Source organism: Lactobacillus nasalidis, from assembly GCF_016587775.1.
GTDB lineage: Bacteria > Bacillota > Bacilli > Lactobacillales > Lactobacillaceae > Lactobacillus > Lactobacillus nasalidis.
This window is the reverse complement of the sequence record NZ_BOCG01000643.1, coordinates 1-8,498: the sequence shown is the minus strand read 5'-3', so window position 1 is coordinate 8,498 and position 8,498 is coordinate 1. Positions and strand designations below refer to the sequence as shown.

The 8,498-nt window shown below is 52.3% G+C and carries 8 protein-coding genes; 5 read left to right on the top strand and 3 right to left on the bottom strand.

The genetic code is table 11. The features are described 5' to 3' along the window. Positions 1 to 158: 158 nt before the first annotated feature. A complete protein-coding gene (locus lacNas_RS12200; protein ID WP_201331983.1) occupies positions 159 to 683 on the bottom strand; it encodes an NUDIX domain-containing protein in 525 nt (174 codons plus the stop codon). A 129-nt stretch (positions 684 to 812) separates the two neighbouring features. Then, on the bottom strand, positions 813 to 2,429 hold the full coding sequence (locus lacNas_RS12195; protein ID WP_201331982.1) for a peptide ABC transporter substrate-binding protein: 1,617 nt from the start codon (positions 2,427 to 2,429) through the stop codon (positions 813 to 815). Positions 2,430 to 2,782: 353 nt separating this feature from the next. On the opposite strand from lacNas_RS12195, the gene lacNas_RS12190 reads away from it, so the two are divergent. The 4 genes from lacNas_RS12190 to gltX all read left to right on the top strand — a co-directional run bounded on the left by lacNas_RS12190 (position 2,783) and on the right by gltX (position 6,325). Beyond that, on the top strand, positions 2,783 to 3,151 hold the full coding sequence (locus lacNas_RS12190; protein ID WP_201331981.1) for a GntR family transcriptional regulator: 369 nt from the start codon (positions 2,783 to 2,785) through the stop codon (positions 3,149 to 3,151). A gap of 1 nt (position 3,152) precedes the next feature. Continuing rightward, on the top strand, positions 3,153 to 3,851 hold the full coding sequence (locus tag lacNas_RS12185; protein ID WP_201331980.1) for an ABC transporter ATP-binding protein: 699 nt from the start codon (positions 3,153 to 3,155) through the stop codon (positions 3,849 to 3,851). Next, positions 3,851 to 4,687, top strand: coding sequence for an ABC transporter permease (locus lacNas_RS12180; protein ID WP_201331979.1), 837 nt, complete (start codon positions 3,851 to 3,853; stop codon positions 4,685 to 4,687). The genes lacNas_RS12185 and lacNas_RS12180 overlap by 1 nt, the downstream gene beginning before the upstream one ends. A 135-nt stretch (positions 4,688 to 4,822) precedes the next feature. Beyond that, the gene (gene gltX / locus lacNas_RS12175) at positions 4,823 to 6,325 is read left to right on the top strand and encodes a glutamate--tRNA ligase (RefSeq protein ID WP_201335890.1); all 1,503 of its coding nucleotides are present in this window, start codon (positions 4,823 to 4,825) and stop codon (positions 6,323 to 6,325) included. Positions 6,326 to 6,401: 76 nt separating this feature from the next. Here the strand turns inward: gltX and lacNas_RS12170 are convergent, their stop codons facing one another. Beyond that, entirely contained in the window at positions 6,402 to 7,427 is a 1,026-nt protein-coding gene (locus tag lacNas_RS12170) for a YeiH family protein (protein WP_201332011.1), read from the bottom strand. A 117-nt stretch (positions 7,428 to 7,544) separates the two neighbouring features. Between lacNas_RS12170 and lacNas_RS12165 the strand changes: the two genes are divergently transcribed. Further along, a complete protein-coding gene (locus lacNas_RS12165) occupies positions 7,545 to 8,414 on the top strand; it encodes a LysR family transcriptional regulator (protein WP_201332010.1) in 870 nt (289 codons plus the stop codon). Positions 8,415 to 8,498 lie beyond the last annotated feature (84 nt).

Genomic DNA, 8,498 nt, shown 5'->3' with positions numbered 1-8,498 from the left:
ATCTGCCAGGCGTCGGCGGCGTCAGAATAGAAGACTGCGGGTATCTTGGCGAAGAAGGCTTCCACCCCTTCACCAAGACCAGGAAAGACTTGCTGCTTCTGTAAGTAAAAAAGGTCAAGCGATTTCTCGCTTGACCTTTTTAGTCTTTCCTGCTTTTCTTATCTTCTCTCATTAAGCAGCCGCCACTTGAGCCAGGCTGCCTGGCCGGCCCCATGGGCAAACTCGCCTTTGACGATCAAGTCTTCCAGCTGGTCGACAGAGACGATCTCCATCTTGATTTCCTCCAGAATTTCTCTTTTTGGCTGAGCCACTTTTTTGGCCCGGCAGGCAAAAAGGGTGATCTTCTCATTGGTTGAGCCAAAAGAAGGGTAGGTGAAACCCAGCTCTGTCAACTGGCTGGCCTCATAGCCGGTTTCTTCCAGCAGCTCTCTTCTGGCTGCCTGGCTGGCTTCTTCTCCTTGGTCAATGCCGCCGCTGGGGAACTCGTATTGCCAGCTGCCAACGGGATGCCGGTATTCCTTCAAGAGCAGGACATGGTCGTCATCAACGAAGGGGATGATGGAGATTCCGAAGCCGATCGTGACGTAAGAATATGGGGCTATTTGCCCGTCTTTAGCCACTTTCTCCTGAATGACCGTAAAACGGTCAGCCTTGATAGTTTCTTTCTTGACTACTTTGTACATTTTTTGCCTGCCGCCAATCTTTCTAAAAATCAGTTCAATTGTAGCAAGAAAAACAGCTAAAGTACAAAAATAGCAGACCCGAATGGTCTGCTATTTTCAGTGATTCAGTTGTTTTTAGCCTTGCGGACACTAGTTGACAGAAGCGTACTTGAAGTCCCAGTGGTCGCGCAGGTTTACCAAGCCTTTGATGTTTGGACGAACGATCCAGGCACTGGTGCTGGAGTAAAGCGGTGAAATACCGACATCCTTCAAGAGGACGCCTTCAGCCTTGGACAGGTCGCTCCAGCGTTCAGAGTCTGAGCCGGTAGTCTTGGAAGCAGCGATCAGCTTGTCGTATTCCTTGTTTGACCACTTGCCGCCGTTTTGAGCGTTGGTAGTAGTCAGCAGGTCCAGGAAGGAGATCGGGTCGTTGAAGTCGGCGCCCCAGGCAGTTACGACCATGTCAAAGTTGCCGGCGTCAGTTCTGGACAGACGGGTCTTGAATGGCAGGTTCTGCGTGGTGATGGAGACTTGCGGCAGGGTTTCTTCAATGTTTGACTGCATTGCTTCAGTAGACTTCTTGGCACCGTCGGTGTCGTCTGACAAAAGCTTGAAGTTCAGCTTGGAGACGCCAAGTTCCTTCAGCCCCTGCTTAAGGTACTTTTGGGCCTGCTTCTTGTTGTAGTAAGTGTAAGCTTCGTCGCTCTTGGAAATCAGGCTGGTGTAGTCCTTGCCGTTGACCGTGGTCAGCTTCTCTGGAGTAAGGGTGTGGGCTACAGTGTTGCTGCCGCCCAGAACCTTGGTCAGGCTTTGCCGGTTGATGGCCATGGAGAGGGCCTTGCGGATGTTGGCGTTTTGCAGGTACTTGTTCTTAGCCTGGTTGAATTGGATGTAGAAGGTCGTCCCGCGTGGGTAGAGCTTGTAGCCCTTGACGCTCTTGAGCTGCTTGCTTTGTTCAGCATCCAGGGAAACAGCGTCAAGCTTGTTTGACTGGTAGAGGTTGTAGGCAGTTGACGGGGTCTTTTGCACGCTGTAGTTGACCGCGTCCAGCTTGACGTTCTTCTTGTCCCAGTAGTATGGGTTCTTCTTGAGCTTCCAAGACAGGTTTGACCCGGTCCAGCCGCTCATGACGTATGGCCCGTTGTAGACCATGTACTTGGAGGCAGTGCCGTACTTGGAACCGTACTTCTTGACAGCCTTTTCGTTTTGCGGGAAGAAGCTGCCGAAGGCCATCAGGTTGTTGAAGTAAGGAATCCGCCGGTCCAGAGTTACGACCAGCTTGTACTTGCCAACGGCCTTGATCCCCAGAGTTTCCGGCTTCTTCTTGCCGTTTTGGATGTCCATGGCGTTCTTGATGCCTTCAAACAGGTAGGCATATTGAGAAGCAGTCTTCGGGTCAACCGTTCTGCGCCATGAGTAGACAAAGTCCTGCGCCGTTACCGGGTCACCGTTTGACCACTTGTTGTCCTTACGGAGAGTAAAGGTGTAGGTCTTCCCGTCCTTGGAAATCTTTTCGCTGGTGGCCATGGCCTTTTCCTGGCTGCCGTCAGACTTTGCCCGGTACAAACCTTCCATGGTGTTGATCAGTTGGGTAAAGCTGGCAGAGTCAGTGGCCTTGGACAGGTCCATCGTAGGAATTTCAGCTGATTCTTCCCAGTTCAGTTCTTTTTTGGATGAAGAAGATGAAGAGCTGCCGCCGCAGGCCGTCAAAGCCAGCGCCGCCGTCAGCAGGGTGCCGGCAGCCAAAAAAGTCTTGGTCTTTTTCATATTGTCCTCCTTGAAAAGGTTATATTATCAAACACTAATTGTAGTCTAACAGAAATTTTCTTAAAATAAACGCTTTCTTGCGACTATGAGTCAAAGATGAGCCGGCGCTTAAGCTGGAATGAAAATAGCGCCGGAGCGGCAAAGGATAACTTTAAGTATTAGCTAATGTCACAGGCGAGCTAACTTTTAAATAGAGGATGCTTCCCCAGGAAGGAAAAAGAAGCCGACTTAAAAGCCGGGCAAAAAATAAAAAGGAAAAATTTTGACTTTTTTGCTTTTTTACTTGACGCGGCGGGAAGACTGTCATACACTAACAGTGTATTAGATAGCTAGTACAGCGAAGGGGTGTGAAAATGAAATTCAAAGACAACCTGCCGATCTACTTGCAGATCGAAGACTACATCTACTTGCAGATCGCCCAGGGCAAGATCAAGGCCGGCGACAAGCTGCCTTCCGTCAGAGCCCTGGCACTTGAATTGACGGTCAACGCCAACACGGTTCAGCGGGCGCTGAGAGAAATGACGGCTCAAGGCTATGTCTACAGCAAGCGCGGCGAAGGCAACTTCGTCACGACCGATGAAAGCCGCCTGGAGGAAATGAAGACCAAACTGCTGAAGCAGGAGCTGGCGGCCTTTGTCAGCCGCATGGAGAAGCTCGGAGTCGAAAGGGAAAGCCTGACTGGACTATTGACAAACTATTTGATTGAAACCGGGGAGGAATAGCATGAACGCTTTGGAGATTAAGGATTTAAGCTACCGCAAGAATTCAAAGACGATTTTGGAAAGAGTCAACCTGACTTTGTCAGCCGGAAAGATCGTGGCCTTGGTCGGGGCCAACGGGGCCGGCAAGACCAGCCTGATGCGGGTGATCGCGGGCCTGGCCAAGCAGTACAAGGGCAGCGTCCAGGTTTGCGGCGAAGGGGATGAAGACCGCCGCAAGCAGTACATTGCCATGACCGACAGCCTGTCTGCCTTCCGTGACTTCCGCAAGATCAAGGAAGTGGCCAGCTTCTACCAGATGCTGTACCCGGACTTTGACGCCAAGCAGTTTGCCGATATTTTGGAATTCATGAACCTGAATGAAGAAGAAAGACTGGGCAGCCTGTCCAAGGGGATGAAGGAGAAGCTGATCATTGCCCTGGTCTTCTCCCGCAAGGCCAAGCTCTATCTCTTAGATGAGCCTTTCAGCGGGGTCGACGCCATGAGCCGGAAGAAGATCATCAAGTCCATGCTGCTCTGGAAGCCGGAAGAGGCGACCCTGGTCATCAGCGACCATGTCTTAGACGAAATCGCGCCGGTGGTCGACGAGGTCGTTTTGATCAAGAAGCATTCAGTCTTGGAGCAGCGCAGCGCCGAAGAAATCCGGGCTGAGCACGAAAGCATCGAAGAGTGGTATGAAGGATTCTACGAGGGGGAAGAGTAATGATTGGTTTTAAAAAGACTTTCGCGGCCATGTTCAAGGAAAAAAGCCGGACCGCCTGGCTTGGCCTGGGCATCGAGGCAGTTTTTGTCCTCTTGATCAACTTGTATTTCGGTATCAGATATGGTTTTGGCAGTGATTCAAATGGCATCAGCGTCGGACTCTCCGCAACCGTGATTTTCTTCATGTGTGCCTGGTACTCAATCGACATTATCATGGCTGCCTACAGGATCAACCGGTCCCAGACCTGGCGGCAAGTACCGGTAACGACCGGCAGCTTCTTGACGGCCAACCTGCTCACGGGCCTGGCGGATCTGGTCATCTTTTGCTTGGGAAACCTCTTGATCCTTGCCTTAACCTTGCTGCCGTTTGCTTTCGGCGGGAAGATGCAGATTGATGCCCAAACAGCAGCGGCTTTCCAGCCATACGTCTCCAGCATCATCAACTGGAGCATTTACCTGGTCCTGTTTGCCATGGTCAGCTATGTCGGCGGCATCTGCTTCTGGCTCTTTATTACTGAATCAGCCAGCGTTTTGGGCGACTTCCTGCCTTTGAAGGGCAGATGGAGCAAGTTTGCCAAGGCGGTCATCCTGCTCGCGCTTTTGGCCCTGCTTTCCTGGGGCAGCAGCAGCATCTTGAGCGCGATCCTCAACATGATCTCCAATTCCGGCTTTGACTTCAGCTTTGTCATCGACAATACTGGCTTCCACACTTCCCACACGGACTTGAGCCTGCCAGTGGTCAGCTGGCTCTACCTTTTGGCAGAAGTGGCCTACACGGCTGTCTTGTGGGCAGCGGAATACTTCGTCTTCAAGAAGGGCGTAGAAGCCAAAAAATAGCAAAAACGAAACTTATTAGCGAATGTCTGCCTCCGGCAGGCATTTTTGCTTGCCCATTTGGCGGGAAAGATTGAATTTTTTCCTTATTGCTAGTAAACTTAGTAAGTTGAAGAATAGTAAGAAAGAGGCATAATTTTGGCTAATAAGAAAATCCGCGTGAGATACGCTCCGTCACCAACTGGCCACTTGCACATTGGTAACGCGCGTACTGCTCTGTTTAACTATCTGTTTGCACGTCACAACAAGGGGACTTTGGTTCTGAGAATCGAAGACACTGACACCGCCAGAAACGTTGAAGGCGGGGCTGAATCTCAAATCGAAAACCTGCACTGGCTGGGGATCGACTGGGACGAAGGTCCGGACGTCGGCGGCGACTACGGCCCTTACAAGCAGTCCGAGAGAAAGGACATCTACCAAAAGTACATCGACCAGCTGCTTGAAGAAGGCAAGGCTTACTACTCCTTTGAAACCGAAGAAGAACTGGAAGCCCAGCGTGAAGAACAGCGGGCCATGGGGATTGCTCCGCACTATGTCTACGAATACGAAGGCATGACTGCTGACGAAATCAAGCAATCCCAAGACGAAGCCCGGGCCAAGGGCCTCAAGCCGGTTGTCCGCATCCACATTCCTGAAGACGTAACTTACGAATGGGACGACATCGTAAAGGGCCACCTCAGCTTTGAATCCGACACTATCGGCGGCGACTTCGTCATCCAAAAGCGCGATGGGATGCCGACTTACAACTTCGCTGTCGTTATCGACGACCACTTGATGGAAATCAGCCACGTTTTGCGGGGCGATGACCACATCTCCAACACGCCAAAGCAGCTCTGCGTTTACGAAGCCTTGGGCTGGGAAGCTCCGGTCTTCGGCCACATGACTTTGATCATCAACTCAGCCACTGGCAAGAAGCTGTCCAAGCGTGACGAATCAGTTTTGCAGTTCATCGAACAATACAGAGAGCTTGGTTTCCTGCCAGAAGCCATGTTCAACTTCATCACCTTGCTGGGCTGGTCACCGGTTGGCGAAAGCGAAATCTTCTCCAAGCGCGAATTCATCAAGCAGTTTGACCCGGCTCGTCTGTCCAAGTCACCGGCTGCCTTTGACCAAAAGAAGCTGGACTGGGTCAACAACCAGTACATGAAGACTGCCGACAGAGACGAACTTTTGGACCTGTCTTTGCACAACCTGCAAGAAGCTGGCCTGGTTGAAGCTAGTCCGGCTCCAGGCAAGATGGAATGGGTAAGACAATTGGTCAACATGTACGCCAACCAAATGTCCTACACCAAGCAAATCGTCGACTTGAGCAAGATCTTCTTCACTGAAGCCGAATACCTGACTGACGAAGAAGTCGAAGAAATCAAGAAGGACGAAGCCCGTCCAGCAATTGAAGAATTCAAGAAGCAGCTGGACAAATTGGACAACTTCACGGCCAAGAAGATCATGGGCGCCATCATGTCCACCCGGAAGGAAACCGGCATCAAGGGCCGCAAGCTCTTCATGCCAATCCGGATTGCCACTACCCGGTCAATGGTCGGCCCTGGCATCGGCGAAGCCATGGAACTGATGGGCAAGGAAACGGTCATGAAGCACCTGGACCTGACCTTGAAGCAGCTTGACGAAGCTGGCATCAAGTAAGCTCGCAAATGAAAAAGACTTTTACCATTAGGTAAAAGTCTTTTTTCGTGCGCTAAATCACCTGTTTTTTATCTCTTTACCACAAGCCTAAGACCCGCTGCAAAAGCAGGCTGACGGCCGTGATTCCGGCCCAGCAGGAAGCGCCGAGCAGGAGGGGCTTGGCCCCGGACTTGACCAGCTTGACGATGTTGGAATTAAGGCCGATCGCGGCCATGGCCATGACGATCATGAACTTGCTCAATTCCTTCAAGGGCAGGAAAACGCTGGCGCTGACGCCGCTGGCCAGGGCAAAGGTGGTGATTAAAGAGGCCAGGATGAAGTAGAGGATGAAGGCCGGGAAAGCCCGCTTCAGGCTGAAGCTGTTGCCTCTTTGCTCCTTTTTGGCCGTGAAATAGCCCAGTGCCAGGGTGATCGGGATGATGGCCAGGGTTCTGGTCAATTTGACGGTCACGGCCTTGTCCAAAGTCTGGCTGCCCAGGTGGAACATGTTGTCCCAAGTAGCGGCCGCGGCAGTGACGGAAGAAGTGTCGTTGATGGCCGTTCCGGCAAAGATGCCGAAAGAATTCCCGCTGGTCTGGTCAAAGCCCAGGATCTTGCCGAAGATCGGGAAGAGGATGGCGGCCAAGACGTTGAAAAAGAAGATGACGGAGATGGCCTGGGCCACTTCGTCGTCGTCAGCGTCGATGACCGGGGCGGTAGCGGCGATGGCGCTGCCCCCGCAGATGGATGAGCCGACCCCGATCAGGGTTGAAATCTTGCTGGGAATTTTGAAATACTTGTGCAAAAGCCAGGCGATCAAGAGCGAGGTCGAGATGGTGCAGACGATGATCGGCAGGGACTGGCTGCCAGTCTTGACCACCACCTGCAGGTCCATCCCGAAGCCCAAGAGGACCACGGCCGTCTGCAGGATGTACTTGGACGTCCACTTGATGCCGTCGGCTGCTTTTTGCTTGTCTTCCCAAAAGAGGGTGATGACCATACCGAGCAAGATGGCGAAGACGGCGCCCCCGATGACCGGGAAGGCCTTGCCTAAGAGCCAGGCGGGGATGGCGATAGCCAGACAGACCAGGATGCCCGGCAGCTTCTTTTTAATCCAATTCATGTTTTTGCCTCCAGATGTTTTTTTGAACATGCTTAAGTATAGAGGTAAAATAGTAGAAAATAAAATTATAGATTATTATCTGTCGATAAACTCGATTTATTGATAAAGGGGGCAAGCATGCTTGATTTTCGCGTCAAGACTTTTTTGACGGTCTGCGAGACCATGAACTTCACCCGGGCCGCTGACCGCCTGCACGTGACCCAGCCGGCGGTCTCCCAGCACATCCGCTTTCTGGAAAAGGAATACCAGGCCAAGCTTTTCAGCTACCAGGGCAAGAAGCTGGCTTTGACGGCCGCGGGAGAAAAGCTGCGCCTGGCCATGCGGCAGATGCAGAGCGACGAGCGCCTGCTTAAGGCCGAAATTCAGCAGGCCGACCTGCCGCCTGTCCGCTTCGGGGTGACCATTGGTGAATACGCCTTGGCCAAGCCGCTCAGCCGCTTTTTGCAGGAGCATCCCCGGACCAACGTTGAAGTCGTCTACGGCAATACCGAATTTTTGACCAAAAAATTGGACGAGGGGGACTTAGACTTTGCCCTGGTGGAAGGCGACCCGGCCAGCGGCTATGCCAGCCTGCGCTACCAAAGCGAGGACTTCATCGCCGTCTGCTCGCCCAAGCTGGCTTTTGCCAAAGAGCCTGACCAGATCGCCGACCTCTTTGGCCAGCGCCTTTTGGTCAGAGAACCGGGGTCGGGGACCAGGAAAATCCTGGAAAACAGCCTCCAGGCCCAGGGGCGGGAAATCAGCGACTTCAAGCAGTATGTCCAAGTCGGCAACATGCAGATGATCACCCAGCTGCTTTTGGCCAACTGCGGAGTCTCCTTTTTGTACCAGACGGCCGTCAGCGACCTGCTGAAAGCCGGAAAGCTGCGGAAATTAAATTTGCGGGACTTCCAGATCCGCCACGACTTCACTTTTATTTGGGAGAAGAGCAGCCTTTATGCTGACCGGCACCGGCAGGTCTGCGAGGAGCTGAAAGCGGCCAGATAAAAAAGACTTTTGCCTTTTTGGGGCAAAAGTCTTTTTTGTGTCTGCTACTTGCTTAATTCGTAAATGGCTTCAGCGTAGATGGCC